This window comes from Parvularcula marina (genome assembly GCF_003399445.1).
In the GTDB taxonomy this organism is placed as follows: domain Bacteria; phylum Pseudomonadota; class Alphaproteobacteria; order Caulobacterales; family Parvularculaceae; genus Parvularcula; species Parvularcula marina.
In genome coordinates this window covers 723,308-749,487 of the sequence record NZ_QUQO01000001.1, presented here as the reverse complement: position 1 = coordinate 749,487, position 26,180 = coordinate 723,308, and the positions used below count along the sequence as shown (strand labels likewise).

31 protein-coding genes are annotated in these 26,180 nt (G+C 58.9%); all 31 read left to right on the top strand.

Annotated elements, in window-relative coordinates:
- The first annotated feature begins 125 nt into the window (after positions 1-125).
- The 31 genes from rpoB (at position 126) to rpsK (ending at position 26,156) form a co-directional block, all read left to right on the top strand.
- A complete protein-coding gene (gene rpoB, locus DX908_RS03440; protein WP_116391055.1) occupies positions 126-4,214 on the top strand; it encodes a DNA-directed RNA polymerase subunit beta in 4,089 nt (1,362 codons plus the stop codon).
- A 90-nt stretch (positions 4,215-4,304) separates the two neighbouring features.
- Entirely contained in the window at positions 4,305-8,531 is a 4,227-nt protein-coding gene (gene rpoC / locus DX908_RS03435; RefSeq protein ID WP_116391054.1) for a DNA-directed RNA polymerase subunit beta', read from the top strand.
- A 490-nt stretch (positions 8,532-9,021) separates the two neighbouring features.
- Complete coding sequence (rpsL, locus tag DX908_RS03430; protein ID WP_116391053.1) at positions 9,022-9,393, top strand: 30S ribosomal protein S12; 372 nt, start codon at positions 9,022-9,024, stop codon at positions 9,391-9,393.
- Positions 9,394-9,404: 11 nt separating this feature from the next.
- On the top strand, positions 9,405-9,875 hold the full coding sequence (rpsG, locus tag DX908_RS03425; RefSeq protein ID WP_116391052.1) for a 30S ribosomal protein S7: 471 nt from the start codon (positions 9,405-9,407) through the stop codon (positions 9,873-9,875).
- 39 nt (positions 9,876-9,914) lie between these two features.
- A complete protein-coding gene (gene fusA / locus DX908_RS03420) occupies positions 9,915-12,008 on the top strand; it encodes an elongation factor G (RefSeq protein ID WP_116391051.1) in 2,094 nt (697 codons plus the stop codon).
- Positions 12,009-12,058: 50 nt separating this feature from the next.
- Complete coding sequence (gene tuf / locus DX908_RS03415) at positions 12,059-13,234, top strand: elongation factor Tu (RefSeq protein WP_116391050.1); 1,176 nt, start codon at positions 12,059-12,061, stop codon at positions 13,232-13,234.
- Between the two features lie 120 nt (positions 13,235-13,354).
- On the top strand, positions 13,355-13,669 hold the full coding sequence (rpsJ, locus tag DX908_RS03410) for a 30S ribosomal protein S10 (protein ID WP_116391049.1): 315 nt from the start codon (positions 13,355-13,357) through the stop codon (positions 13,667-13,669).
- Positions 13,670-13,673: 4 nt separating this feature from the next.
- On the top strand, positions 13,674-14,576 hold the full coding sequence (gene rplC, locus DX908_RS03405; RefSeq protein WP_116391048.1) for a 50S ribosomal protein L3: 903 nt from the start codon (positions 13,674-13,676) through the stop codon (positions 14,574-14,576).
- Positions 14,576-15,223, top strand: a complete 648-nt coding sequence (rplD, locus tag DX908_RS03400) for a 50S ribosomal protein L4 (RefSeq protein ID WP_116391047.1) — start codon at positions 14,576-14,578, stop codon at positions 15,221-15,223. Before rplC ends, rplD begins: the two co-directional genes overlap by 1 nt.
- Positions 15,220-15,519 (top strand): 50S ribosomal protein L23, encoded by a 300-nt coding sequence (locus DX908_RS03395; RefSeq protein ID WP_116391046.1) that lies wholly within the window; start codon positions 15,220-15,222, stop codon positions 15,517-15,519. The genes rplD and DX908_RS03395 overlap by 4 nt, the downstream gene beginning before the upstream one ends.
- A 12-nt stretch (positions 15,520-15,531) precedes the next feature.
- Entirely contained in the window at positions 15,532-16,371 is an 840-nt protein-coding gene (gene rplB / locus DX908_RS03390) for a 50S ribosomal protein L2 (protein ID WP_116391045.1), read from the top strand.
- 3 nt (positions 16,372-16,374) lie between these two features.
- Complete coding sequence (gene rpsS, locus DX908_RS03385) at positions 16,375-16,653, top strand: 30S ribosomal protein S19 (RefSeq protein ID WP_116391044.1); 279 nt, start codon at positions 16,375-16,377, stop codon at positions 16,651-16,653.
- Between the two features lie 2 nt (positions 16,654-16,655).
- Positions 16,656-17,036, top strand: a complete 381-nt coding sequence (gene rplV / locus DX908_RS03380; protein WP_116391043.1) for a 50S ribosomal protein L22 — start codon at positions 16,656-16,658, stop codon at positions 17,034-17,036.
- Positions 17,036-17,764, top strand: a complete 729-nt coding sequence (rpsC, locus tag DX908_RS03375; protein ID WP_116391042.1) for a 30S ribosomal protein S3 — start codon at positions 17,036-17,038, stop codon at positions 17,762-17,764. Before rplV ends, rpsC begins: the two co-directional genes overlap by 1 nt.
- Before the next feature lie 13 nt (positions 17,765-17,777).
- Positions 17,778-18,191 carry a 50S ribosomal protein L16 gene (gene rplP / locus DX908_RS03370; protein WP_116391041.1) on the top strand — a complete coding sequence of 138 codons (414 nt, stop codon included), beginning with the start codon at positions 17,778-17,780 and terminating at the stop codon, positions 18,189-18,191.
- A 2-nt stretch (positions 18,192-18,193) separates the two neighbouring features.
- Entirely contained in the window at positions 18,194-18,409 is a 216-nt protein-coding gene (gene rpmC / locus DX908_RS03365; RefSeq protein ID WP_116392968.1) for a 50S ribosomal protein L29, read from the top strand.
- A gap of 3 nt (positions 18,410-18,412) precedes the next feature.
- Positions 18,413-18,709 (top strand): 30S ribosomal protein S17, encoded by a 297-nt coding sequence (rpsQ, locus tag DX908_RS03360; RefSeq protein ID WP_116391040.1) that lies wholly within the window; start codon positions 18,413-18,415, stop codon positions 18,707-18,709.
- A 52-nt stretch (positions 18,710-18,761) separates the two neighbouring features.
- Positions 18,762-19,130: a 50S ribosomal protein L14 gene (gene rplN / locus DX908_RS03355; protein WP_116391039.1), complete on the top strand. Its 369-nt coding sequence runs from the start codon at positions 18,762-18,764 to the stop codon at positions 19,128-19,130.
- A 2-nt stretch (positions 19,131-19,132) separates the two neighbouring features.
- On the top strand, positions 19,133-19,447 hold the full coding sequence (gene rplX, locus DX908_RS03350) for a 50S ribosomal protein L24 (RefSeq protein WP_116391038.1): 315 nt from the start codon (positions 19,133-19,135) through the stop codon (positions 19,445-19,447).
- The gene (gene rplE / locus DX908_RS03345) at positions 19,440-20,009 is read left to right on the top strand and encodes a 50S ribosomal protein L5 (protein WP_116391037.1); all 570 of its coding nucleotides are present in this window, start codon (positions 19,440-19,442) and stop codon (positions 20,007-20,009) included. Before rplX ends, rplE begins: the two co-directional genes overlap by 8 nt.
- A gap of 66 nt (positions 20,010-20,075) precedes the next feature.
- Complete coding sequence (rpsN, locus tag DX908_RS03340; RefSeq protein WP_116391036.1) at positions 20,076-20,381, top strand: 30S ribosomal protein S14; 306 nt, start codon at positions 20,076-20,078, stop codon at positions 20,379-20,381.
- Between the two features lie 14 nt (positions 20,382-20,395).
- Positions 20,396-20,794, top strand: a complete 399-nt coding sequence (gene rpsH, locus DX908_RS03335; protein WP_116391035.1) for a 30S ribosomal protein S8 — start codon at positions 20,396-20,398, stop codon at positions 20,792-20,794.
- A gap of 14 nt (positions 20,795-20,808) precedes the next feature.
- On the top strand, positions 20,809-21,342 hold the full coding sequence (gene rplF / locus DX908_RS03330) for a 50S ribosomal protein L6 (RefSeq protein WP_116391034.1): 534 nt from the start codon (positions 20,809-20,811) through the stop codon (positions 21,340-21,342).
- Between the two features lie 33 nt (positions 21,343-21,375).
- Positions 21,376-21,741 carry a 50S ribosomal protein L18 gene (gene rplR, locus DX908_RS03325; protein WP_116391033.1) on the top strand — a complete coding sequence of 122 codons (366 nt, stop codon included), beginning with the start codon at positions 21,376-21,378 and terminating at the stop codon, positions 21,739-21,741.
- Between the two features lie 11 nt (positions 21,742-21,752).
- Positions 21,753-22,352, top strand: coding sequence for a 30S ribosomal protein S5 (gene rpsE, locus DX908_RS03320; protein WP_116391032.1), 600 nt, complete (start codon positions 21,753-21,755; stop codon positions 22,350-22,352).
- A gap of 12 nt (positions 22,353-22,364) precedes the next feature.
- Positions 22,365-22,553 (top strand): 50S ribosomal protein L30, encoded by a 189-nt coding sequence (rpmD, locus tag DX908_RS03315; protein ID WP_116391031.1) that lies wholly within the window; start codon positions 22,365-22,367, stop codon positions 22,551-22,553.
- Positions 22,554-22,633: 80 nt separating this feature from the next.
- Positions 22,634-23,146, top strand: a complete 513-nt coding sequence (gene rplO, locus DX908_RS03310; protein WP_116391030.1) for a 50S ribosomal protein L15 — start codon at positions 22,634-22,636, stop codon at positions 23,144-23,146.
- A gap of 153 nt (positions 23,147-23,299) precedes the next feature.
- Positions 23,300-24,655, top strand: a complete 1,356-nt coding sequence (gene secY / locus DX908_RS03305; RefSeq protein WP_116391029.1) for a preprotein translocase subunit SecY — start codon at positions 23,300-23,302, stop codon at positions 24,653-24,655.
- Positions 24,655-25,242 carry an adenylate kinase gene (locus DX908_RS03300; protein ID WP_116391028.1) on the top strand — a complete coding sequence of 196 codons (588 nt, stop codon included), beginning with the start codon at positions 24,655-24,657 and terminating at the stop codon, positions 25,240-25,242. Before secY ends, DX908_RS03300 begins: the two co-directional genes overlap by 1 nt.
- Positions 25,243-25,392: 150 nt before the next feature.
- A complete protein-coding gene (rpsM, locus tag DX908_RS03295) occupies positions 25,393-25,761 on the top strand; it encodes a 30S ribosomal protein S13 (protein WP_116391027.1) in 369 nt (122 codons plus the stop codon).
- A complete protein-coding gene (rpsK, locus tag DX908_RS03290) occupies positions 25,761-26,156 on the top strand; it encodes a 30S ribosomal protein S11 (protein ID WP_116391026.1) in 396 nt (131 codons plus the stop codon). Before rpsM ends, rpsK begins: the two co-directional genes overlap by 1 nt.
- The last annotated feature ends 24 nt before the right edge of the window (positions 26,157-26,180 follow it).

Here is a 26,180-nt window from a genome sequence, read left to right as displayed (position 1 = left end):
TTCGCTCGGGATAAACCCGTTTGCGAAGACGTGTTTTTGGCGTTTTTGGGCTTTATTTCGCGCGACCGCACGCGCGCGAGTGAAAAGCTCAGAAGGTCGAGCCGCCTCCCGCGAAAGGGTATTCTATGGCGCAGAGCTTTGTCGAAAAGAAGCGGATTCGCAAGCACTTCGGACGGATTGTCGATGCCGTCGAAATGCCCAACCTGATCCAGGTTCAGCGCGAAAGCTATGAGGCTTTCCTGCAGCGTTACGTGAAACCCGAGGAGCGCCGCCGCGACGGACTTGAGGCGGTCTTCAAATCGGTTTTCCCGATTGCCGACTTCACGGACACGGCCCGCCTGCAATACGTCTCCTACGAATTCGAAGAGCCGAAATTCGACACCGATGAGTGTATGCAGCGGGATATGACCTATTCCGCGCCGCTCAAGGTCAAGCTCCAGCTCGCCGTCTTTGAGGTCGATGAGGACACCGAGTCCAAGTCCCTCAAAGATATCAAAGAGCAGGAAGTCTATATGGGCGAACTGCCGCTCATGACGGACAATGGCACGTTCATCATCAACGGCACCGAGCGGGTGATCGTCTCCCAGATGCACCGGTCACCGGGCGTCTTCTTCGATCACGACAAGGGCAAGACCCACTCGTCAGGCAAGCTGCTCTTTGCGGCCCGGATCATTCCTTATCGTGGCTCGTGGCTCGATTTCGAATTCGATCCCAAAGACATCATCAATGTCCGTATCGACCGCCGCCGCAAACTGCCGGCAACGACGCTGCTCTACGCGCTCGGCTACGATCAGGAAGACATCCTCGGCTTGTTCTATAAAACCGTCACGCACGAGGCGATGGATGGCGGCTTTGCGACCTCGCTCGATCCTGAGCAGCTCAAGGGCACGAAAGCGACCCGCGACCTGATCGACGCCAAGACCGGCGAAGTTGCGATCGAAGCTGGCAAGAAAATCACTGCCCGCACGATCAAGCAGCTTGAAGAAGCTGGCGTTGAGAAGTTCCTTCTCGATGCGGATGCGATGATCGGCCGTTACATGGCGCGTGACCTCGTCAACACCGAGACCGGCGAGATCTACGCCGAGGCTGGCGATGAGCTGGACGAAGATCTGCTCGAGCAGCTCGCAGAGCTCGGGATCACGACCTTCGAGACGCTCGACATCGACCACATCAATACTGGCGCCTATCTGCGTAACACGCTGGCTGCGGACAAGAACCGCAACCGCGAGACCGCGCTGATCGACATCTACCGCGTCATGCGCCCCGGTGAGCCGCCAACGCTTGAGACGGCAGAGGCACTCTTTGCGGGCCTCTTCTTTGATGAAGAGCGCTACGACCTCTCGGCTGTCGGCCGGGTGAAGATGAACATGCGTCTTGGCTTCCAGGATGTCTCTGACGAGGAGCGCACACTCCGCCGTGAGGACATTATCGAAGTTCTGCGCACGCTGGCCGACCTGCGGGACGGCAAGGGCGAGATCGACGACATTGATAACCTCGGCAACCGCCGGGTCCGCTCTGTCGGCGAGCTGATGGAGAACCAGTACCGCATTGGTCTTCTGCGCATGGAACGCGCGATCAAGGAGCGCATGAGCTCTGTCGAAATCGACAACATCATGCCGAATGACCTGATCAACGCGAAACCGGCTGCTGCCGCCGTGCGGGAATTCTTTGGCTCCTCGCAGCTTTCGCAGTTCATGGACCAGACCAACCCGCTGTCGGAAATCACCCACAAGCGCCGCATGTCAGCGCTTGGGCCGGGCGGTCTGACCCGCGAGCGTGCAGGCTTTGAAGTCCGCGACGTTCACCCGACGCACTATGGCCGGATCTGCCCGATTGAGACGCCGGAAGGCCCGAATATCGGTCTGATCAACTCGCTGGCGACCCACGCACAGGTCAACAAATACGGTTTCATCGAAAGCCCGTACCGGAAAGTCGAAAACGGTAAGCTGACGGACGAAGTTGTCTATCTCTCGGCCGTTGAAGAAGCCCGCTACAATGTCGCGCAGGCGAATGCCGGCGTCGATGAGAACGGCATGCTGGCCAATGAATTCGTGAACTGCCGGGCAGGGGCCCTGCGGGACGCGATGCTCGTGCCGCGTGAAGAGGTCAACTATATCGACGTCTCGCCGAAACAGCTTGTTTCGGTTGCCGCCGCGCTGATCCCGTTCCTTGAGAATGACGACGCTAACCGCGCGCTCATGGGCTCGAACATGCAACGCCAGGCCGTGCCGCTTCTGCAGGCTGAAGCGCCTTATGTCGGTACAGGGATGGAAAACATCGTGGCGCGCGATTCTGGTGCTGCGATTGCCGCCCGCCGTCCGGGCTTTGTCGAACAGGTTGATGCCCAGCGGATCGTTATCCGCGCGACGGAGGAGACAGACTCCACCAAACCGGGCGTCGATATCTACAATCTGCGCAAATTCCAGCGCTCGAACCAGAACACCTGCATCAACCAGCGTCCGCTGGTGAAAATCGGTGATGTGGTCACCGCTGGCGACATCATCGCTGATGGTCCGTCAACGGATCTTGGTGAGCTGGCACTCGGCAAGAACGTGCTCGTCGCGTTCATGCCGTGGAACGGCTATAACTTCGAGGACTCGATCCTGATCTCCGAGCGCATCGTGCGCGACGACGTCTTCACCTCGATCCACCTCGAGGAATTCGAGATCGCCGCGCGTGATACGAAGCTGGGGCCGGAAGAGATCACACGAGACATCCCGAACGTCTCTGAAGAAGCCCTGCGCAATCTCGACGAAGCAGGCATTGTTGCTATCGGCGCCGAAGTGCACCCGGGCGACATCCTTGTCGGCAAGATCACGCCGAAGGGCGAAAGCCCGATGACGCCGGAGGAGAAACTCCTGCGCGCCATCTTCGGTGAGAAAGCCGCCGACGTTCGCGACACCTCTCTCAAACTGCCCCCCGGTGTTGCCGGGACGGTCGTTGAGGTTCGCGTCTTTAACCGCCACGGCGTTGAAAAAGACGAGCGCGCGATTGCCATCGAGCGTGAAGAGATCGACCGTCTTGCCAAAGACCGCGACGACGAACTCGCAATCCTTGAGCGGAACATTTATGGCCGTCTCGAAGACATGCTGGTCGGTGCAGAAGCTGCCTCAGGGCCGAAGGGCTTTGAGAAGGGCGGCAAGGTCACCAAAGACATCCTCAACGATCTGGGCCGCACCCTGTGGTGGAAGATCGGCCTCGCCAATGAAGCGGCGATGGGCGAGATCGAAGGTCTTCGTCAGCAATATGACGAAAGCCGCGCCCGCCTTGAGGCCCGCTTTGATGACAAGGTCGAGAAACTTCAGCGTGGGGACGAACTGCCCCCGGGCGTGATGAAGATGGTCAAGGTCTTCGTTGCCGTGAAGCGGAAGCTTCAGCCGGGCGACAAGATGGCCGGCCGTCACGGCAACAAGGGTGTCATCTCGAAGATTGCCCCGATGGAAGACATGCCGTTCCTCGAAGACGGCACACCTGTCGACATCGTGCTCAACCCGCTGGGCGTGCCCTCGCGGATGAATGTCGGGCAGATCCTTGAAACGCACCTTGGCTTTGCCTGCCGTGGCCTTGGCCGCGACATTGGCGATGCACTCGCTGAGTGGAACCGGGATGATTCCAAGAAGACGGAATATCTTGAGAAGCTCAAAGCCGTATACGGCGCGGATCAGGAACTTCCCGATGACGAGTATGACCTGAAAGAACTGGGTCAGAACCTCGTCCGTGGTGTGCCGATCGCAACGCCGGTCTTTGACGGCGCCCGGGAAGCTGAAATTGTCGAGATGCTGAAAAAGGCCGGTCTTTCGGAGACGGGTCAGGTGACGCTGCATGACGGACGGACGGGCGATAAATTCGCGCGGCCTGTCACGGTTGGGTACAAATACCTGCTCAAGCTGCATCACCTTGTCGACGACAAGATCCACGCTCGCTCGATTGGTCCGTACTCGCTCGTTACCCAGCAGCCGCTGGGCGGCAAGGCGCAGTTCGGTGGCCAGCGCTTCGGCGAGATGGAAGTCTGGGCCCTCGAAGCCTACGGCGCTGCCTATACGCTGCAGGAAATGCTGACCGTGAAGTCGGACGACGTGGCCGGCCGGACCAAGGTCTATGAGGCCATCGTTCGCGGCGATGACAGCTTCGAAGCCGGGATCCCGGAGAGCTTCAACGTGCTCGTCAAAGAGATGCGGTCACTCGGCCTGAACGTCGAGCTGCAGAACAAGTAACGGGGAAGGGCGGCTTTAAAGCCGCCCCTCACCGATTTTGAAATTTACGCGGGGAGATTTCTCCGCACCCGCCCGAAAGGACACTGATATATGTCTCAGGAACTAGCTAACGTCTTCAACCCGCTTGCGGCCCCGCAGACGTTCAACCAGATCCGTATCTCGCTCGCGTCACCGGAGAAAATCCTCTCCTGGTCGTTCGGTGAGATCAAGAAACCCGAGACCATCAACTACCGGACATTCAAGCCGGAACGTGACGGCCTGTTCTGTGCCCGGATCTTCGGGCCGGTAAAGGATTATGAGTGCCTGTGCGGCAAGTACAAGCGCATGAAGTACAAAGGCGTCGTCTGCGAGAAATGCGGCGTCGAAGTCACGCTGTCCAAAGTCCGCCGTGAGCGCATGGGCCATATTGAGCTTGCGTCACCGGTTGCTCACATCTGGTTCCTCAAATCGCTTCCGTCCCGGATTTCGACCTTCCTCGACATGACGCTCAAAGATGTCGAGCGCGTGCTCTATTTCGAGCATTACATCGTCATCGAACCGGGCCTCACCCCGCTCGAGCAGCACCAGCTCCTCACCGAAGAGGAGTATATGGAAGCGCAGGAGCAATATGGTGAGGACAGCTTCACCGCCGGTATCGGCGCCGAAGCCATCCGTGAGATCCTTGGCAATATGGACCTCGAAGCTGTCACCGAACAGCTCCGTGTCGAGATCAAGGAATCAACTTCCGAGCTGAAGCCGAAGAAACTCGCAAAACGCCTCAAGCTGATCGAAGCCTTCATGCAATCGGGCAACAAGCCAGAATGGATGATCATGACGGTCGTGCCGGTCATTCCGCCGGAACTGCGTCCGCTCGTGCCGCTCGATGGTGGCCGCTTTGCGACGTCCGACCTCAACGACCTCTATCGCCGCGTCATCAACCGGAACAACCGCCTGAAGCGCCTTATGGAGCTTCGTGCACCGGACATCATTGTGCGGAACGAAAAGCGGATGCTGCAGGAAGCTGTTGATGCGCTGTTTGACAATGGCCGTCGGGGCCGGGTCATCACGGGCACCAACAAGCGTCCGCTCAAATCGCTGTCAGACATGCTGAAAGGCAAGCAGGGCCGGTTCCGTCAGAACCTGCTCGGTAAGCGCGTCGACTATTCTGGCCGGTCGGTCATCGTGGTCGGCCCGGACCTGAAGCTGCATGAATGCGGCCTGCCGAAGAAAATGGCGCTCGAACTCTTCAAGCCGTTCATCTATTCGCGCCTCGACGCGAAGGGCCTCTCGGCCACGGTGAAACAGGCGAAAAAGCTCGTCGAGAAAGAGCGCCCGGAAGTCTGGGACATCCTCGATGAGGTCATCCGGGAGCACCCGGTCATGCTCAACCGCGCGCCGACGCTTCACCGTCTTGGCATTCAGGCGTTCGAGCCCAAGCTGATCGAAGGCAAGGCCATCAACCTGCACCCGCTCGTCTGTACGGCCTTCAACGCCGACTTTGACGGCGACCAGATGGCTGTTCACGTGCCGCTGTCGCTCGAAGCGCAGCTTGAAGCCCGTGTGCTGATGATGTCGTCGAACAACATCCTCTCACCGGCCAACGGTAAGCCGATCATCGTGCCGTCCCAGGATATCGTCCTTGGGCTCTACTACATCACGATCGAGAAAGAGAACGAGCCGGGCGAGGGCATGGTCTTTGGCGACATGGCCGAGATCGAGCACGCGCTCGAAGCCGGGGTCGTCTCTCTGCACGCCAAGATCAAGGCGCGCTGGGAAGGTCTTGATGCTGACGGCAATGAGATCGTGGAAATCGTTGAGACGACACCGGGCCGCATGAAGGTTGCCGCTGTCCTGCCGCGTAACGCCAATGTACCGTTCTCGGTCATCAACAAACTGCTGACCAAGAAAGCCATCGGTGGGCTGATCGATACGGTCTACCGTCACACTGGCCAGAAACAGACTGTCATCTTCGCTGACCACATCATGGAGCTGGGCTTCAAGGAAGCGTGCAAGGCGGGCATCTCGTTCGGCAAGGACGACATGGTCATCCCGGACACCAAGAAAGCCATCGTCGAAGAGACGCGGTCGCAGGCGTCTGAATATGAACAGCAATATGCGGACGGCCTCATCACCCGCGGTGAGAAGTACAACAAGGTTGTCGACGCCTGGGCGAAGTGTACGGACCGTATTGCCGAAGAGATGATGAAGGAAATCTCGACCACCAAGGTCGATCCTGAATCCGGCCGCACGTTGGAGCCGAACTCGGTCTATATGATGTCCCACTCCGGGGCCCGTGGTTCACCCACCCAGATGCGTCAGCTCGCCGCCATGCGCGGCCTGATGGCCAAGCCGTCGGGCGAGATCATCGAAACGCCGATTATCTCGAACTTTAAAGAAGGCCTGACCGTGCTCGAGTACTTCAACTCGACCCACGGCGCCCGGAAGGGTCTGGCCGACACCGCACTGAAAACGGCGAACTCGGGTTATCTCACCCGTCGTCTCGTTGACGTTGCGCAGGACTGTATCGTCCGTGAGGTCGATTGCGGTACTGAGCGCGGCATCACGCATGAGGCGGTCGTTGATTCAGGTGAGATCGTCCTGCCGCTCAGCCAGCGTATCCTTGGCCGTACGGCGCTCCTCGACATCACTCATCCGGATACGGGTGAGGTGCTCATCGCTGCTGGTGAGCAGATCGACGAGGTGACTGCTGACACGATCGAGCAGGCCGGCATCCAGAAGGTCAAAGTCCGCTCGCCGCTGACTTGTGAGACGCCGGTCGGCGTCTGCGCCACCTGCTATGGCCGCGACCTTGCGCGCGGTGAGCCGGTCAACGTCGGTGAAGCCGTCGGGGTCATCGCGGCCCAGTCGATCGGTGAACCTGGCACGCAGCTCACCATGCGGACCTTCCACGTTGGCGGCACCGCGCAGGTTGGCGACGTCTCCTTCATCGAGGCGAGCCATGAAGGCACGGTCAAGCTTGAGAACCGGAATGTCGTTAAAGACTCCTCCGGCGACCACGTCGTCATGGGCCGGAACACGCTGATCAAGATCGTCGACCAGAACGACAATGATCTGGCGAGCTTCAAGGTCACCTACGGCACCAAGCTGCGGGTTGATGAAGGCGACAAGGTCGAGCGCGGCCAGCGTCTTGCCGACTGGGACCCCTATACCCAGCCGATCATCACCGAGGTTGCCGGTAAGGTCTCCTATGAGGATCTCGTTGAGAACGTCTCGTTCCAGAACGTGGCGGACGAGGCGACGGGCCTGTCCTCGAAGGTTGTCTCTGACTGGCGGTCGAACCCGCGTGGCGCTGACTTACGTCCGGCCATCTCCATCCGTGCCGGTGACGGCGATGTGATGAAGCTGCAGTCGACGGGCGGCGATGCTCGTTACCTGCTGCCGGTCTCGGCCATTCTGTCCGTGGACAATGGCACCGAGATCCAGCCGGGCGACGTGCTTGCGCGTATCCCGACCGAAGGCGCCAAGACCCGCGACATCACCGGTGGTCTGCCGCGCGTTGCGGAACTCTTCGAAGCCCGCCGGCCGAAAGATCACGCGATCATCGCGGAGATCGACGGTCGGGTCGAATTCGGCCGCGACTACAAGAACAAGCGCCGTATCTCGATCGTCCCGGTCGATGAGAATCAGGAGCCGCGCGAATATCTCGTCCCGAAAGGCAAGCACATTGCCGTTCAGGAAGGGGATTTCATTGCCAAAGGGGAATACCTCCTCGACGGTAATCCGGCCCCGCACGATATTCTCGACGTCATGGGCATCGAGGCACTGGCTGACTATCTCATCAATGAGATCCAGGAAGTCTATCGACTGCAGGGCGTGCCGATCAACGACAAGCACATCGAAGTGATTGTCCGCCAGATGCTGCAGAAGATCGAAGTGTCCGATCCGGGCGATTCGGGCTTCCTGAAAGACGAGCAGGTCGACAAGGTCGAGTTCGACGAGGCGAATGTCCGTCTCGAAGAGCAGGGCCTGAAACCCGCCGAAGGTCATCCGATCCTGCTCGGGATCACCAAGGCCTCGCTGCAGACCCGCTCCTTCATCTCGGCGGCATCCTTCCAGGAGACGACCCGCGTCCTCACCGAGGCGGCCGTCAACGGCAAGGTCGATACGCTCGAAGGCCTCAAGGAGAACGTCATTGTGGGCCGGCTTATCCCGGCTGGGACGGGCGGCCAGATGGCCAAGCACCAGCTCGAAGCCGACAAGCGCGATGCCATGCTCATTGCAGAGCGCGAGAAGCGCGAAGCGGCGGCCCTGCCTGCCCCCGACATGTCGGGCGGCGAGGGCGATGCCGATTCTTCAGAGGAAGTGGCCGCCGAATAAGCTGCCGCTCTCTTGCGAATATCAAAGCGCCGTCCGGGAAACCGGGCGGCGTTTTTGTTTCGAGCGAGATTATCTCACCCTGAGTCAGGGGACAGGCCGGCGCTTCCGAGGCGGGTGAGGGGGCAGTGCCGATTGTGATTCTCTCTGTGGTGACTGTGGCACGCTGAATCCGCGTTAAATAAGTCCTCCACAAGGACGCCGAAGGCCGGTTGAAGGGCCGTCCGCGGTGGTGAAAATGCCCTTGGGTGAAAAATCACTGCTTTCGCCGATAAGGGTTATTGACCAGACGGGGCCAACCTAGTACCAGCCCGCTTCACGCCAGATGGGGCGCTGTCGGCAAGGGTCTCTCCATGAGGGATTTTTTGCCCGAAACAACCCCGGCACGACAGAAAATCGAGTGGTGTTTTGCCGGCGTTTCCCGTTCGGAGGCGCCGTTTCGTCGATTTAAAGTCGTACTGGCTATCGGAAATTTACGAACGACGGAAACCAGATGCCGACGATTCAACAGCTGATCCGCAAGCCGCGCAAGCCGAAGCGGAAGATCAACAAGGTCCCTCATCTGCAGGGCAACCCGCAAAAACGCGGGGTGTGCACACGCGTCTATACGACGACCCCGAAAAAGCCGAACTCGGCTCTTCGGAAAGTCGCCAAGGTCCGGCTGACCAATGGCTTTGAAGTCATCAGCTACATCCCGGGTGAAGGCCATAACCTGCAGGAACACTCCGTGGTCCTCATTCGTGGTGGCCGGGTCAAAGACCTTCCGGGTGTCCGTTACCACGTGCTTCGCGGTGTTCTCGATACCCAAGGGGTCAAGGACCGTAAGCAACGTCGCTCGAAATACGGCGCCAAGCGGCCCAAGTAAGGATCGAATAGATGTCCCGTCGGAGAAAAGCAGAGAAACGTCCGGTCAACCCCGACCCCAAGTTTCACGACCAGACTGTTTCCAAATTCATGAATTACGTCATGCTCGACGGCAAGAAATCTGCCGCCGAGAAAATTGTTTATGGCGCTTTCGATCGCGTCGAAGAGAAGCTGAAGCGCCCGCCGCTCGAGCTCTTCCGCGAAGCCCTCGACAATGTGACGCCGTCCGTTGAGGTCCGTTCCCGCCGTGTTGGTGGTGCGACCTATCAGGTGCCGGTTGAAGTCCGTCCTGACCGCAAGCTGGCTCTTGCCATGCGCTGGCTGATCACGGCCGCCCGGAACCGCAACGAGCCGACCATGGTCGACCGTCTCTCCGGTGAGCTGATGGACGCAAGCCAGAACCGCGGTTCGGCTGTCAAGAAACGTGAAGACACGCACAAGATGGCTGATGCCAACCGGGCGTTCTCGCATTACCGCTGGTAGTTTGAATTTTAGGGGCGGAAGCCTCGGAAAGTACGTAAAATGTCTCGCGAATACGCTATCGAGGATTATCGTAACTTCGGCATCATGGCCCACATTGATGCCGGGAAAACGACGACCACTGAGCGCATCCTCTATTACACCGGCAAGTCCTACAAAATCGGCGAAGTCCATGACGGCGCTGCAACCATGGACTGGATGGAGCAGGAGCAGGAGCGGGGGATCACGATCACCTCAGCTGCGACCACGACTTTCTGGTCGGGCCGCGATGGCAAGAAACGCCGCCTGAACATCATCGACACGCCGGGCCACGTTGACTTCACAATTGAAGTTGAGCGTTCGCTGCGGGTTCTCGACGGCGCTGTTGCGCTGCTTGACGGCAATGCCGGTGTCGAGCCGCAGACCGAAACGGTCTGGCGCCAGGGCGACAAATACAACGTGCCCCGCATGTTCTTCATCAACAAGATGGATAAGCTGGGTGCGAACTTCTACACGTCTGTCGATTCGATTCATGATCGTCTCGGCTGTAAGACTGTCGTTCTTCAGCTGCCGATCGGCGAAGAGTCGGATTTCGCAGGTGTCGTCGATCTCATTGAGATGGACGCGATCATCTGGAATGACGAGTCGCTGGGCGCTTCTTTCGATCGTGTCGAAATTCCAGCCGACCTGAAAGAGAAAGCCGAAGAGTATCGCGAGAAGATGATCGAGACGGTTGTCGAGCTCGATGAGGCGGCCATGGAGGCGTACCTCGAAGGCGAGATGCCGGATAATGACAAGATCCGTGAACTCATCCGCATCGGCACGATCAATGTTGATTTCCACCCCGTCCTTCTTGGCACCGCGTTCAAGAACAAGGGTGTGCAGCCGCTGCTCGATGCGATCGTCGACTTCCTGCCGAGCCCGCTCGATGTGCCGGCGATTAAGGGCATCGTTCCTGACAGTGAAGAAGAAGTCCGCCGCAAGGCCGACGATGGTGAGCCGCTTTCCATGCTCGCCTTCAAGATCATGAACGACCCGTTCGTTGGTACGCTGACCTTCTGCCGGATCTACTCTGGTCACGTTGAGCAGGGCGATTCGCTCCTCAACACCGTGAAAGGCAAGAAAGAGCGTGTTGGCCGGATGCTGCTGATGCACTCGAACCAGCAGGAAGAGATCAAGAACGCTTACGCTGGTGACATCGTCGCTATCGCGGGCCTGAAAGACACGACGACGGGTGACACGCTCTGCGTTTCGACCAAGCCGGTCATTCTTGAGCGCATGGAATTTCCTGAGCCGGTTATCTCGCTGGCAGTCGAGCCGAAAACCAAGGCCGACCAGGAGAAAATGGGTATCGCCCTCAACCGTCTTGCGGCTGAGGATCCGTCCTTCCGCGTCCGTACGGATGAGGAAAGCGGTCAGACGATCATTGCGGGCATGGGCGAGCTTCACCTCGACATCCTCGTTGATCGCATGAAGCGCGAGTTCAAGGTCGAAGCGAATGTCGGCGCCCCACAGGTCGCCTACCGCGAAACCATCACCCGCGATGCGGACATCGATTACACCCACAAGAAACAGTCGGGTGGTTCGGGTCAGTTCGCGCGCGTCAAGTTCAAGGTCAAACCGGGCGAGCCGGGCACGGGCTTCGTGTTCAACAACTCGATCGTCGGTGGCGCTATTCCGAAGGAATTCATTCCGGGCGTCGAAAAAGGCCTCAAATCCATTCAGGAAGCGGGCCTTCTGGTTGGCTTCCCGATCCTCGACTTCGAGGTCGACCTCTATGATGGGGCCTTCCACGACGTCGACTCGTCGGTTCTCGCCTTCGAGATTGCTGCTCGCGGCGCAATGCGTGAGCACAAGAGCGATCTGGGCATGGCATTGCTCGAGCCGGTGATGAAGGTCGAAGTGGTGACGCCGGATGAATATACCGGGACCGTCATCGGTGACCTCAACTCCCGTCGTGGCCAGATCCAGGGCCAGGAGATCCGGGGCAATGCGACTGTGGTGAATGCCATGGTGCCGCTTGCAAACATGTTCGGATATGTGAACAACCTCCGGTCCGCGACGCAGGGCCGGGCGCAGTACACGATGCAGTTCGACCACTATGAGCGCGTGCCCAACGCGGTCGCAGAGGAAGTCAAAGCGAAGCTGGCGGGCTAAGCCGCCAGTTTCTTAGGTAAACCTTATCGTCAGAATACGGAGAGACGAGCATGGCCAAGGAAAAGTTTGAACGTACAAAGCCGCATGCCAACATTGGCACCATCGGCCACGTTGACCATGGCAAGACAACACTGACTGCCGCGATCACCAAATATTTTGGTGACTTCAAGGCTTATGATGAAATCGACGGCGCCCCGGAAGAAAAAGCCCGCGGCATCACGATTTCGACAGCACACGTCGAATATGAAACCGACGCTCGTCACTACGCCCACGTCGACTGCCCGGGCCACGCTGACTACGTCAAAAACATGATCACGGGTGCTGCTCAGATGGACGGCGCGATCCTGGTTGTGAACGCAGCCGACGGCCCGATGCCCCAGACCCGCGAGCACATCCTGCTTGCTCGTCAGGTTGGCGTGCCGGCTCTCGTCGTGTTCATGAACAAAGTTGACCAGGTCGACGACGAAGAGCTCCTCGAGCTCGTCGAGATGGAAGTTCGCGAGCTTCTCAGCTCTTACGAATTCCCGGGCGACGATATTCCGATCATCAAGGGCTCTGCTCTTGCTGCTATGGAAGGCCGCGATCCGGAAATCGGCGAGAACGCCATCAAAGAACTCATGGCTCAAGTCGACACCTACATTCCGACCCCGGAGCGTCCGGTCGATCAGTCCTTCCTGATGCCGATCGAAGACGTCTTCTCGATCTCTGGCCGTGGTACGGTTGTGACCGGCCGTGTCGAGCGTGGCGTCATCAATGTTGGTGACACCATCGAGATCGTTGGTATCCGCGACACGCAAACGACGACCTGTACGGGCGTTGAAATGTTCCGCAAGCTGCTTGATCGCGGTGAAGCTGGTGACAACGTTGGTGTCCTCCTCCGCGGTATCGACCGTGAAGGCGTTGAGCGTGGTCAGGTTCTTTGTAAGCCGGGCTCGGTCAATCCGCACACGAAATTCGTCGCTGAGGCCTACATCCTCACGAAAGAAGAGGGTGGCCGTCACACGCCGTTCTTCAACAACTACCGTCCGCAGTTCTACTTCCGGACGACCGACGTGACCGGCATCTGCACGCTGCCGGAAGGCACCGAGATGGTCATGCCGGGCGATAATGTGAACCTCAATGTCGAGCTGATCGTGCCGATCGCCATGGAAGAGAAGCTCCGCTTCGCTATCCGTGAAGGTGGCCGTACCGTTGGCGCCGGCATCGTCTCGAAAATCCTCGAGTAGTGAGGACTGACTAACCATTCGGCGGGCCGCATCTTGAGCGGCCCGTCATCTTTTTTGGCTCCTCTGTCAAAGACGGGAAATGGGTCCCGCGGAACAAGAGCCCCAGTTTGAAAGGACTGGCTGATGCAACAGAATATTCGGATACGGCTGAAGGCGTTCGATCACCGCGTGCTGGACAGCTCCGCGGTTGAGATCGTCAACACGGCCAAGCGCACAGGCGCACAGGTTCGCGGGCCGATCCCGCTGCCGACCCACATTGACCGGTATACGGTGCTTCGCTCGCCGCACGTCAATAAGAAATCCCGTGAACAGTTCGAGATGCGCACGCACAAGCGTGTCCTCGATATTGTTGACCCGACCCCGCAGACGATCGACGCGCTGATGAAGCTCGACCTGTCGGCCGGCGTCGATGTCGAGATCAAGCTGGGGGCGTAAGACGATGGCGCACGCTCCCCAACCCCTTCCTGCCCAGCTCGCCGGCGCCCGTACGGGTGTTATCGGCAAGAAGCTCGGCATGACCCGTGTGTACACGGCTGAAGGCACGCATATTCCGTGCACGGTCGTGAGCCTTGAAAACTGCCAGGTGGTCAGCCACCGCACCGCAGAACGTGACGGCTATGTCGCGCTTCAGCTTGGTGCAGGTGAATATCTGAACCGCAAGGGCGAAGCGAAACTTGGCCGGGTGACGAACGCTGCCCGTGGCCATTTCGCAAAAGCCAATGTCACGCCGAAGCGTAAACTCGCAGAGTTCCGCGTTGAGCCTGACAATGTCATCGAGATCGGTGCGACGATCACGGCTGAGCACTATGTGCCGGGCCAGAAAGTCGACGTCATCGGCACCTCGATCGGTAAAGGCTTTGCCGGCGGCATGAAGCGCCACAATTTCGGTGGTCTTCGCGCTTCGCACGGTGTCTCGATCAGCCACCGTTCGCACGGTTCGACCGGTCAGTGTCAGGATCCGGGCAAGGTTTTCAAAGGCAAGAAAATGGCCGGTCACATGGGCGATGTTCGCGTGACTACTCAGAACCTTGAAATCATCCGTACGGATGTTGCTCGCGGCCTGATCCTCGTCAAAGGCGCGGTGCCGGGCTCGAAAGGCTCATGGATCCTCATCAAGGACGCCGTCAAAAAGGCCCGTCCTGAAGAGGCCCCGCTGCCGGGCGGCTTTGTTGTTCGCGGCGAAGAGGTCGAGGCTGAAGAGCCTGAAAGCACGATCGCCGAAGTCGGTGAGAAGACCCCGGTTGGCGCGCATGGTGTTGATGTGCCTGCTGACGAAGCCGGTGGTGCGCCGACTGAGACCGAAGCTGAGGCTGCGGCCGACGACGCGGAAGGAAAAGAATAATGCAAGTCGACGTCATGACACTTGATGCGGCGAAATCCGGCGATGTCGATCTTCGTGATGACATTTTCGGTCTCGAGCCGCGGCGTGACATCCTCCACCGCTATGTCGTGTGGCAGATGAACAACCGCCAGGCAGGCACGCATAAAGCCAAAGAACGCGGTGAAGTTTCTGGCACGACGAAGAAATTTGTCCGTCAGAAAGGCTCCGGCGGTGCCCGTCACGGCAACCGCAAAGCCCCGCAATTCGTTGGCGGCGGCAAGGCCCACGGCCCCCGCGTCCGCAGCCACGCAACGAACCTGCCCAAAAAGGTTCGTCGTCTGGCTCTTAAGCACGCGCTGTCGGCAAAACTGTCCGCAAGCGAACTGATCGTCATCGACGAGGCGAGCGTTTCTGAAGCCAAGACGAAGGTCCTGGCCGAAAAGTTCGGCAAGCTCGGTGCGAAAAGCGCGCTGATCATCGACGCCAAGGTCGATGAGGGTTTTGCGAAAGCAGCCCGCAACCTTGGCGGCATCGATGTCCTGCCGGTCATCGGGGCGAATGTTTATGACATTCTCAACCACGACAAGCTGATCCTGACCCGCGCTGCGGTTGATGGTCTTTATGCACGGCTCGACGGCACGCACACGAATGAAGAGGTGGCGTCATGAGCTCCGCGAAAGAACAGCATTACGACGCAATCGTCTCGCCGGTGATCACCGAGAAATCGACCATCGCTGCCGAGCATAACCAGATCGTCTTCAAGGTCGCTAATGACGCGACCAAGCCGCAGATCAAAGAAGCGGTTGAGGCGCTCTTCAACGTGAAAGTGCGGGCGGTGAATACGCTCGTCACCAAAGGCAAGAACAAACGGTTCCGCGGGCGCCCCTATAAGCGTTCGGACGTCAAAAAAGCGATCGTGACCCTTGAAGACGGGCATTCGATCGACGTGACGACAGGGCTGTAAGGGTAGGTCATCATGGCACTGAAGACATACAATCCCACTTCTCCTGGCCGGCGTACGCTGGTCACGGTGGATCGCGGCGAGCTCCACAAGGGCAAGCCAGAGAAGAGCCTGACTCAAGGCCTTACCAAGAAAGGTGGCCGGAACAATACTGGCCGCATTACCGCTCGCCGGATCGGTGGGGGCGCCAAGCGTCTTTACCGGATCGTCGATTTCAAGCGGAACCGCTATGACGCCATCGCTGAAGTCAAGCGCATCGAATACGATCCTAACCGGACCGCGTTCATTGCCCTGATCGAATATGGCGACGGCGTGAAGGCCTACATTCTGGCACCGCAGCGCCTCGGCGTTGGCGACAAGGTTGTCTCGGGCGAGCGCGTTGACGTGAAACCGGGCAATGCCATGCCGCTGAAAAACGTGCCGCCGGGCACCATCGTCCACAATGTGGAGATGAAGCCGGGCAAGGGCGGGCAGATCGCACGCTCCGCCGGGGCTTATGTCCAGGTGGTTGGCCGTGACGGTGACTATGTCCAGCTTCGGCTGAAGTCGGGTGAAGTCCGCAAGGTCCACGGCAATTGCCTTGGCACCATCGGCGCGGTCTCGAACCCCGATCACGCAAACATCAATCTCGGTACGGCCGGCCGCAAGCGCCACCTGGGCAAACGCCCGGCAGTGCGCGGTGTCGCCATGAACCCGATCGATCACCCGCATGGTGGTGGTGAGGGCCGGACGAGCGGTGGTCGCCATCCGGTGACCCCGTGGGGCCAACCGACCAAAGGTAAACGGACGCGCAAGAACAAGAAGACGGATCATCTGATCATCCGTTCGCGTCATGCACGGAAGAAAGGGCGCTAAGGGATGCCAAGAGCTGTTTGGAAAGGCCCGTTTGTCGACCGTTACCTTCTCAAGAAGGCTGCGGAAGCTGGCGATGGCGGTCACAAGGGCGGGATCAAGACCTGGTCACGCCGGTCGACCATCCTGCCGCAATTCGTCGGGCTTACGTTCAACGTTTACAACGGCCAGAAGTTTATTCCGGTCCACGTCACTGAAGACATGGTCGGCCATAAGCTGGGCGAATTCTCTCCGAGCCGGACCTATTACGGTCACGGTGCGGACAAGAAGGCGAAGCGGAAGTAGTCATGGGACAGATTAAAAATCCCCGCCGCGTTGGTGAAGATCAGGCGATGGCCAAAGGCCGGATGATCAAGACCAGCCCGCAAAAGCTCAACCTTGTTGCGGAGATGATCCGCGGCAAGAAGGTCGAGCGCGCCCTGAACGAGCTTGAATTCTCGCGCAAACGTGTTGCGCATGAAGTCAAACGCGTGCTTGAGAGCGCGATCGCGAATGCTGAGAACAATCATGATCTCGATATCGACAGCCTCATTGTGGACAGGGCGTTTGTCGGGAAGAACCTTGTGATGAAGCGCTGGAAAGCCCGCGCTCGTGGCCGGGTCGGTCGGATCAAAAAGCCGTTCTCGGAAATCACAATCGTTGTCCGCGAAGTTGAGGAGGTGGCCTGATGGGTCAGAAAGTCTCTCCGATCGGCCTCCGGCTCGGCATCAACCGGACCTGGGACAGCCGTTGGTATGCGGACAAGAAATCCTATGGGGATCTTCTCCATGAGGATCTCAAGATCCGTAACTATCTGCTCGATCGTCTGAAAAATGCCGGCGTCAGCCGGATCGTCATCGAACGTCCGCACAAAAAGTGCCGGGTTACGATCTACACGGCCCGTCCGGGTGTGGTGATCGGCAAGAAGGGCTCTGACATCGAGAAGCTTCGCCAGAAGCTGCAGGAAATGTCGTCTTCGGAAACGGTCCTCAACATTGTTGAGATCCGTAAGCCGGAAGTCGATGCGACCCTCGTTGCAGAGAACATCGCCCAACAGCTCGAGCGTCGGGCTTCGTTCCGCCGCGCGATGAAGCGGGCCATGCAGACCGCCATGCGCATGGGTGCGCTTGGTATCCGCGTGAACTGTGCCGGCCGTCTCGGCGGGGCGGAAATCGCCCGGACCGAATGGTACCGTGAGGGCCGGGTGCCGCTGCACACGCTCCGTGCGGATATCGATTACGGCGTCGCAACCGCCCGTACCACTTATGGCGCGATCGGCATCAAGGTCTGGATCTTCAAAGGCGAGATCATGGATCACGATCCGATGGCATCGGAAAAACGTCTCGTGGACAGCCAGACCGGTGGGCCGAGCCCGGAACGCCGTGGCGATCGCCGTCCGCGCCGCGAAAACGCCTGAGGGAATTTGAGAAATGCTTCAGCCGAAACGCACAAAATTCCGTAAGCAGCATAAAGGCCGTATCAAAGGTACAGCCAAAGGCGGCACGGATCTCAACTTCGGGTCCTTCGGTCTCAAAGCCGTTGAGCCCGAGCGTGTCACCGCGCGCCAGATCGAAGCCACTCGTAGGGCGATCACTCGCCACATGAAACGGGCCGGCCGCGTCTGGATCCGCATCTTCCCGGATGTGCCTGTCACGGCAAAACCGACGGAAGTCCGGATGGGTAAAGGTAAAGGCTCTGTCGACCGCTGGGTCGCCAAGGTCAAACCTGGCCGCATCATGTTCGAAATTGACGGTGTGCCCGAGCAGACCGCTCGCGAAGCTCTCCTGCTTGGCGCTGCGAAACTGCCGATCAAGACGCGCATCGTGAAACGGATCGGGGAATGATCATGAAACCTGTAGAAGTTCGCGATCTTTCCGACGACGAGCTGTCGTCCAAACTGCTCGAGCTTAAACGCGAGCAGTTCAATCTTCGCTTTCAGCGCGTCTCGGGCCAGCTCGAGAAAACCGCGCGTGTGAAAGAAGTACGCCGCGATATTGCCCGGATCAAAACGGTCCAGGCCGAACGTCACACTGCCGCTGACGCGGCTAAATCGGAGGGCTAAGGCATGCCCAAACGCGTATTGCAGGGACCGGTTGTCTCGGACAAAGGCGACAAGACTGTCGTTGTGCGAATTGACCGTGCCTTCAAACACCCGCTTCTCGCCAAGGTCGTGCGGCGCTCCAAGCGCTATCACGCTCATGATGAGAACAATCAGTACAAGGTTGGCGACATGGTTCAGATCCGTGAATGCCCGCCGAAATCGAAACTCAAAAGATGGGAAGTTGTCACGGCGGAAGAACTCGCCGCAGCGGCAGCTGATCGTCAGCAGGCTGAAGCCGACAAGGCAGACGCAAACGAGTAAATTTTAATGGGGTTCCGGGTTTCCCCCGGCCCCTTTTGATGGAGGGATCGATATGATCCAGATGCAAACTAACCTGGATGTCGCCGATAATTCCGGCGCAAAGCGGGTCCAGTGCATCAAGGTGCTCGGCGGCGCCAAACGCAAATATGCGGGCGTCGGTGACATCATTGTGGTGTCTGTGAAAGAGGCCATGCCGCGCGGCCGGGTGAAAAAAGGCCAGGTGATGAAAGCCGTGGTGGTTCGTACCGCCAAGGACATCAAGCGCCGTGACGGCTCAGTCATCCGCTTTGACAACAATGCCGCTGTGCTCATCAACAATAACAAAGAGCCGATTGGCACTCGTATCTTCGGCCCGGTGACGCGCGAACTTCGCCGCGCCAACCACATGAAGATCGTGTCGCTCGCACCGGAGGTGCTCTGACCATGGCAGCCAGAATCAAAAAGGGTGACAAGGTCATCGTCCTGACCGGCCGCGATAAAGGCGCCGAAGGCGAAGTCCTGAAAGTCGACCCGAAAGAAAACCGCGTGACGGTCCAGGGCGTGAACGTGATCAAGCGTCACACCAAGCCGTCGCAAACGTCGGCTGGCGGGATCGTCACCCGCGAAGCGCCGATTCATGTGTCCAATGTCGCGATTGCGGACCCCAAGGATGGCAAGCCGACCCGTGTCGGTTTTGAAGTCCGAGACGGCAAGAAAGTCCGTGTCGCCAAGCGTTCCGGGGAGGCTATCGATGTCTGAGGCCGCCACTCTTGAAAATTACGAACCGCGCCTGAAAACGCAGTACAAGGAGAAAATCCGTGCTGCGATGCAGGAGCAGTTCAACTACGCAAACCCGATGATGGTGCCGAAACTTGAAAAGGTCGTCATCAATATGGGCCTCGGTGACGCCGTCAATGACCGTAAGGTTGTCGATTCGGCGCTCGAAGAGCTGACCCGTATCGCAGGTCAGCGTCCGGTCGTCACGAAAGCCAAGAAGTCGATCGCCGGCTTCAAGGTGCGTGAGGAAATGGCGCTGGGTGTGAAGGTCACACTGCGTAAAGACCGCATGTATGAATTCCTCGATCGTCTCGTGACCATCGCGCTGCCGCGCGTTCGGGACTTCCGGGGGCTGAACCCGAAAAGCTTTGACGGCCGCGGCAACTACGCCATGGGTCTGAAAGAGCACATCGTGTTCCCGGAGATCGATTACGACAAAGTGGAAGGCCAGCGCGGCATGGACATCGTTGTTTGCACCAATGCGAGCAATGATGATGAAGCACGGGCACTTCTGAAAGAGTTCAATTTCCCCTTCCGTAAATAACGGACGGGTTAGGAGGCTAGGTCCGCAAGCTGACGGAAACCGGCCCTCGAGGAGGCTGAAAAGCAAATGGCAAAAAAATCCATGGTAGAACGGGACCTCAAGCGTCGCCGGCTCGCCGCTAAGTTTGAAAACAAGCGGCAGGCTCTCAAGGCGATCATGCGCAGTGAAGAGGCATCCCCGGAAGACAAGTTCAAGGCAGCGCTGCAGCTCGCCGAAATTCCGCGTAACGCGTCGAAAACCCGCATCCGGAACCGGTGCGCGGTGACCGGCCGTCCGCGCGGCTTCTACCGTAAACTGAAAATGTCCCGTATCGCGCTGCGTGAGCTTGGCTCGCAAGGCAAGGTGCCGGGTCTCGTGAAGTCAAGCTGGTAAGGGAGGCATAGACCATGACGATCAATGATCCAGTCGGCGATATGCTGACCCGTATCCGGAACGCTCAGATGCGCGGTATGTCGAAAACCTCGACCCCGGCGTCAAAGCTCCGCCAGCGCGTTCTCGATGTTCTGCAGGCTGAAGGCTACATTCGCGGCTATACCCGCGTTGAGCATGCCGACAACAAAACAGACCTCGAAATCGAGCTGAAATATTTCGATGGTGAACCGGTGATCTCCAAGATCAAGCGGGTCTCCAAACCTGGCCGCCGGGTTTACTCGTCGGTGAAAGATATCGAGCCCGTGCAGAACGGTCTTGGCATCTCCATCCTGTCCACGCCCAAAGGCGTCATGTCAGACGCACTGGCTCGCGAACATAATGTTGGCGGCGAAGTGCTCTGCCAGGTCTACTAAGGGAGGGAAGAGCAATGTCGCGTATTGGCAAAAAACCAGTTCCTGTCCCCAGTGGCGTCGATGCCAAGGTTGATGGCCAGACGGTTTCCGCAAAAGGCCCGAAAGGTCAGATGGAATTCGTCGTCAACGAGCTTTGCCTCGTCAAGATGGGCGATGACGGCGTCGAAGTGACCCCGATCAACAAATCCAAGGAAGCTCGTTCCATGTGGGGCATGTCCCGCACCATGGTCGCGAACATCTTTGAAGGCGTGTCCACCGGTTTCGTCCGCAAGCTCGAGCTCGTCGGCGTTGGTTACCGTGCACAGATGAAGGGCCAGACTCTGGTTCTCGCGCTCGGTTACTCTCACGATGTCGAGTTCAATCCGCCCGAAGGTATTTCAATCACTGTCGGCAAGCCGACCGAGATCGAGATCAGTGGCCGTGACAAGCAGGTCGTCGGTGAAGTCGCCGCGAAGATCCGCAGCTTCCGTCCGCCAGAGCCCTACAAGGGCAAAGGCGTCAAATATGAAGGCGAGTATATCTTCCGGAAGGAGGGCAAGAAGAAGTAAGCGAAATTCAGCTTACGGATCTTGGAAAAGCTTATGGCAGTCAATCCTGTACAAAAACGTCAGCGTCGTGCCGGTCGTACCCGTGCCCAGCTTGCGCGCAAATCGAATGGCAAGCTCCGCCTGTCGGTCTTCCGTTCTTCGAAAAACATCGCAGCCCAGATCATTGACGATCGCGCCGGCAAGACCCTTGCCGCTGCCTCGTCGATCGAGAAGGACTTCCGCGATGCGAATTCGTCCGGCTCGAATGTCGATGCCGCCGCAAAAGTCGGCGCGCTTCTGGCCGAGCGGGCCAAGAAAGCCGGTGTCGAGGAAGTCGTCTTCGACCGCGGCGGTTATATTTTTCATGGCCGGGTGAAAGCCCTTGCCGATGCCGCCCGTGAGGGCGGGCTCAAATTCTAAGGGGCCTTGAGATGTCTGATACCCAACAGAGAGATGGCGGCCGGGGCCGCGGACGGGGCCGGGGACGCGATCGCGAAGAAGAGCGCGATGAGTTCACAGATCGCCTTGTGGCGATCAACCGTGTCTCGAAAACGGTGAAAGGCGGCAAGAATTTCGGTTTTGCTGCACTCGTCGTTGTCGGTGACCAGAAAGGCCGCGTTGGCTTTGGCAAGGGCAAGGCCCGCGAAGTGCCTGAGGCCATTCGCAAGGCAACCCAGGAAGCCAAGCGCAATCTCATCCGTGTGCCGCTTCGTGACGGTCGCACGCTGCACCACGATGCTCACGGGCGTCACGGTGCCGGCAAAGTCGTTCTGCGCACGGCCCCTCCGGGGACCGGCGTCATCGCCGGCGGTCCGATGCGGGCCGTCTTCGAGATGCTCGGTGTTCAGGACGTTGTGGCTAAATCGATCGGCACCTCGAACCCCTACAACATGGTTCGGGCAACGGTTGATGCGCTGAAGAACCAGTCCAACCCGCGGTCGATCGCGAACAAGCGTGGCCTGAAAGTCAGCGAGCTGATTTCCCGCCGTGCCGCCGTGCAGCCCGATGCGGCTGTCGTCGACGTCGCGTAAGGAGAAGCCAACATGGCGACCAAGAAAACACTTACCGTCAAACAGACCGGCAGCCCGATCCGCCGGCCGAAAGACCAGCTGGCAACGCTCAAAGGCCTCGGCCTGGGCAAGATCGGCCGTACGCGTGAGCTTGAAGATACTCCTGCCGTTCGCGGCATGATCACCAAGGTCAAGCATATGGTCGAGGTTGTCGGCGAATAACTTCCGTGCCTGCCCTTCGGGGCAGCACCAGGCGAGGCTCCGGAATGGTCCGGGTGCCGCAGAGTCGAAAGGCAAGAGAAATGAAACTGAGTGATCTCCGGGACAACCCGGGTGCCCGCAAAACCAAAACCCGTGTCGGCCGTGGTATCGGCTCCGGCAAAGGCAAAACCGGCGGACGCGGTGTCAAAGGTCAGAAATCCCGTTCGGGTGTCGCGATCAAAGGCTTTGAGGGCGGTCAGATGCCGCTTCACATGCGCCTGCCCAAGCGCGGCTTTAACATGCCGAACGCCAAGAACTACGCAGAAGCCAATCTGAGCGACCTGCAGGTTCTCTCCGAAGCTGGTGTTTCCGACATCACCGAAGAGACGATCTTCGAGGCGGCTGAAACCAACCGGACGAAATTTGACGGTATCCGTCTTCTCGGCACCGGTGAGCTTTCTGCCAAGGTCAATGTCACGGTGACCTATGCAACCAAATCGGCCCGTGAAGCGGTCGAGAAGGCTGGCGGGTCTGTGACCATGACGCGCGTTGAAAAACGCAAACGCCTGCGCGGTCCGGAACGCGAAGCCGCCAAAGGCAAAAAGAAAAAATAAGTCTAGGCTGCCCGGATCTTCCGGGCAGCTTTTCTCCCTTTTGGGGGAAGCGGTCGTCCCGGATGGGGATGGCCGGGTGAGGGCAACCGGTCTACTGGTTGCGGCTCGTCCCGAGAGACGCCATCTGTCCCGGGACTTTGATAGGGACAGACCATGGTATCAGCTGCCGAACAATTTGCGTCCAATGTCAGCCTTTCCTCCTTTGCCAAGGCGGATGAGCTCAAGAAACGCCTGCTTTTCGCGCTTGGGGCGCTGATCGTTTATCGCATCGGCACGTTCATTCCGCTGCCGGGCGTCAACGCTGATGCCTTCCGTGAGCTGTTCGCGACGCAGACAGGCGGCCTTCTTGGCACGTTCAACCTGTTTTCGGGCGGCGCCACCGAACGGATGGCGATCTTTGCGCTCAACATCATGCCCTATATTTCGGCGTCGATTATCATGCAGATGATGTCCGCCGTGATCCCCTCGCTTGAGGCGGTCAAGAAAGAAGGCGAGAGCGGCCGTCGGCAGATCAACCAATATACGCGTTATCTGACCGTGCTGCTTGCGACCGTGCAGGGCTATTTCATTGCCGCGACCATCGCCAGCTCGACCGGGACGATCAACGGCGTCTCCGTGCCTGTCGTCGCGAACCCGAATGCGTTCTTCTATGTCACCACCGTCGTTACGCTCGTTGGCGGGGTCATGTTCCTCGTCTGGCTGGGTGAGCAGATCACTTCGCGCGGTATCGGCAACGGGATCTCTCTCATCATCTTCGCTGGCATTATCGCCGAGCTGCCGCGTGCGGCAGCCGGGCTATTCGCCTCTGGCCGGTCGGGCGCGCTGTCCGCGCCGATCATCCTCTTCGTCCTGATAGGGGCCGTCGCGCTCATTGCCTTCGTTGTCTTCATGGAGCGGTCACAGCGGCGTCTGATTGTTCAGTATCCGCGCCGCCAGCAGGGCAACCGCATGGTTCAGGGGGAGAAATCCCACCTGCCGCTGAAGCTCAACACAGCTGGCGTCATCCCGCCGATCTTTGCGTCTTCGCTCCTCTTCATTCCGGCTACGGCTCAAGGGGCCATCGGGGATAACTCCCCGCAATGGCTGCAGACGCTGCTTCTTTATATTTCGCCGGGCCAGCCGCTCTACATGGCGATCTATGCCGCGGGGATCATCTTCTTCTGCTTCCTCTACACCTCGATCGTCTTCAATCCGCAGGACACGGCCGACAACCTCAAGAAATATGGCGGCTATATCCAGGGCTATCGCCCCGGTGCCCGGACGGCAGAATATATCGACTTCGTTTTGACCCGGATCACGGTCATCGGTGCGGCCTATCTCTGCCTTGTCTGTCTGATGCCGGAAATCCTGCGCTCACAGTACAGCGCTATCCCGGTATATCTTGGGGGGACGTCACTCCTCATCGTCGTGACGGTGACACTCGACACCGTTCAGCAGGTTCAGGGGCATTTGCTCGCGCAGCAATATGAGTCGCTGATCAAGAAATCGAAATTGAGGGGGGCACGCTAATGATCCTGATCTTTCTGGGACCGCCTGGCGCGGGGAAGGGCACACAAGCCCAGCACATCGCTTCAACTCGCGGCATCCCGCAGCTCTCGACGGGTGACATGCTTCGCGGCGCTGTTGCGGCCGAAACGCCGATCGGCCTGAAAGCCAAGGCTGTCATGGACCGCGGTGACCTTGTCTCCGATGATATTGTCGCTGGCATCGTTGCTGAACGTATCGAGGAGCCTGACTGCGAGCCGGGGTTCCTGCTCGATGGTTTTCCGCGGACGTTGCCCCAGGCTGAAATGCTCGATGAGCTTCTGGAGCGGGCCGGGCGCAAGCTCGAGATCGTACTTGAACTGCAGGTCGATGAGGAAGCCCTCGTTGACCGGCTGAATTCCCGGATTGCCGAGACCAAGGCCGCTGGCGGTGAGGTTCGGGCGGACGACAATGAAGAGACGTTCCGCAAGCGCCTTGAGGTCTATCGCGAGCAGACCGCGCCGCTGATTCCCTATTACGAGGGCAAGGGACTGCTCAAGGCAGTCGACGGAATGGCCACAATTCAAGAGGTATCAGCACAAATCGACAAGGAGCTGGATAGCCTGTCTTGACGCGAGCCAAAGCGCAGCTATAAGCGCGGGCTTCGCTCGAATTTCACCCGTTTCGCGCGGTCGGCTTTGCCCATCTGGGCGCCACTGCAATCGTTCAACCGGCCTCTTCCATGGTGGGGGAGGTCAGAAGGTTTTTGAGAGGACCACAACGTGGCTCGGATCGCAGGGGTCAATATCCCCAATAACAAGCGTGTTCATATTGCGCTGACCTATATTCACGGCATCGGCCCGTCGACCGCTCAACAGATTGTCGAGAAGGTCGGGATCGAGGAAGAGCGTCGAGTGCAGGACCTGTCGGATGCGGAAATCCTCCGGATTCGTGAGACGATCGACGAAGATTACACCGTCGAGGGCGATCTGCGCCGCGAAACGTCGATGAACGTGAAGCGCCTGATGGACCTTGGTTGCTATCGCGGCCTGCGTCACCGTCGTGGCCTGCCGGTTCGTGGCCAGCGCACTCACACCAATGCCCGGACCCGTAAAGGGCCCGCCAAACCGATCGCCGGGAAGAAGAAATAATGGCTCGTCAACCGCAACGGGGCGGCGTTCGGCGCCGCGAACGCAAGAATATTACCAATGGCGTCGTTCACGTGAACGCGTCGTTCAACAACACGATGGTCACCATCGCGGACGAGCAGGGCAATGCAATTTCCTGGTCGTCAGCCGGCCATATGGGCTTCAAAGGCTCGCGCAAATCGACTCCGTTCGCTGCGCAGATGGCCGCTGAAGATGCTGCGAAAAAGGCTATGGAACATGGCCTCAAATCGGTTGACGTTCTGGTCCGCGGGCCGGGCTCTGGCCGTGAAAGCGCGCTTCGTGCCCTGCAGGCGGCAGGTCTGACCGTCACCAACATTCGTGACGTCACGCCAATTCCGCACAATGGCGTCCGTCCGCGTAAGCGCCGCCGGGTCTAACCCCCAAGCGACGCGCTATTCACA